Here is a 1,485-nt window from a genome sequence, read left to right on the forward strand (position 1 = left end):
GGTCGTGTCGGAAGGTCTTTTTCCAGGCGCCGCCGGTCATCGATCGCCTCGATGAGCTCGCGCGGAAGGCGCACCGTCAGAGCCTCAGTATCTTTCTTCGGGGGCGCCATGGTAAAACTTTCGCATTATAATGCTGACATCGTAATGGTATCTTGCCATTCTTCGACTGTCGGAGCAACTGCTACGGCGAGCCCGGCAGGGCGTCCTGCCTCCCTGCCATGGCGCTGGCCCTGCCAATCTACGCTGAGACTGACATGGCTATCCATTCCACCACAACGCGCCTCGGCGCGGTTGAAGCACTGCCTCTGCCTCCCTCCCCCTATCGCGTGCCTTCGCCGAACTGATTTCGGCCTTGGATTACGACGTGTCGTGCGAGCGCGATCTTGATGATGTCGATCTGTTCGATGTCGCCTATCGCAATTGGTAGAGGAAGCCGATGCAGCGCAAGCTGATCTGCTTGATGTGCTGGATCGGCTGACGGAGCCCGCCGGGATGGAGCAGGCGAAGGAGCACTTCGGGGACTGGTCGAGAAGATCGTGCTGGCGCCGGACCCGCGCGGCCGCGGTCTGACCATCGATCTTCACGGCGCGCTGGCGAGCCTGTTGCGCCTGGCAACCGGGATGCCGGTGACAGGGCTGGCCGCGGAAATGCAAAAAGCCCCGCGGAAAGCGGGGCGGAAAAAGACAACCAATGCGCAATCTGCGGAAGCAGATCTGCAAGATGCTGATTTCAGTGAGAAATTAGCGTTGTTTGCGGGGCTCGATTCCAGAAATACTTGCCTTTTCATGCCGCAACTTGGACAAGTTCGATGGCCTTCGCGGCGTAGCGACAACAATCCATCCTCGTTGCGAACTGTGGCGGTGCAGGGCGAGGTGGCGTCGCCAGAAGTAGCAGGAACCGAACCTGACGTGCCGATGCTTTCCGCGCAGCCGACCGGAGTGAAACCGCCCAATTGCTAGACATCCCGCGATACGAGCGAGCTCGCGCAGTCAGGTCAAGGTCGGCCGTCCGGAGTTCATTTTGTATCGATTGCGATGTCGCCTTCGGCCAGCGTGCCAGATCGATGGGCCGTGCGCATAAAGAAATTGGGGCACTGCTAGCGACGCTTCTCCGTGAGTCTAATTTGGTATGTCAGGCAACGCACGGGCGGCGGCGGCGTGGGCCGGTGTGCGTTACTGCCGGTTTCGTGGGCAGCAGGTTACGCCGGGTGTTTGGTGCGCGCATTTGATGGTGCGGCTACCCTGAACCCACAATTCGCGGTCGAGCTGTCGGGATCGTTGCGGGTGCGTGAATGGACGTGATAACGGTCACAATAGCTGACATGGCAAAGATAGGACCCGCCGCGCTGGACGCGAGCCAGCCCCACGGAAGGACCTGTGGGATCGGCGATTGGCAGGCGGGCGGCCTTGGGCAGCGGGCCGAATCGGTCCGCGACCCACTCCCAGACATTGCCAGTCATGTTGAACATGCCGTAGCCATTGGGAC

Annotated in this window: 2 protein-coding genes; one reads left to right on the top strand and one right to left on the bottom strand. The window is 60.7% G+C overall.

Annotated elements, in window-relative coordinates; translation table 11 throughout:
• The first annotated feature begins 536 nt into the window (after positions 1-536).
• A complete protein-coding gene (locus MU516_RS19325) occupies positions 537-959 on the top strand; it encodes a hypothetical protein (RefSeq protein ID WP_260278832.1) in 423 nt (140 codons plus the stop codon).
• Positions 960-1,198: 239 nt separating this feature from the next.
• On the opposite strand, the gene MU516_RS19330 is transcribed toward MU516_RS19325, so the two are convergent.
• Positions 1,199-1,485, bottom strand: a 287-nt coding sequence (locus tag MU516_RS19330) for a formylglycine-generating enzyme family protein (RefSeq protein ID WP_260278833.1), incomplete at its 5' end; no start/stop codon positions are given.

The organism is Paracoccus maritimus, assembly GCF_025195095.1.
Lineage (GTDB): Bacteria > Pseudomonadota > Alphaproteobacteria > Rhodobacterales > Rhodobacteraceae > Paracoccus > Paracoccus maritimus.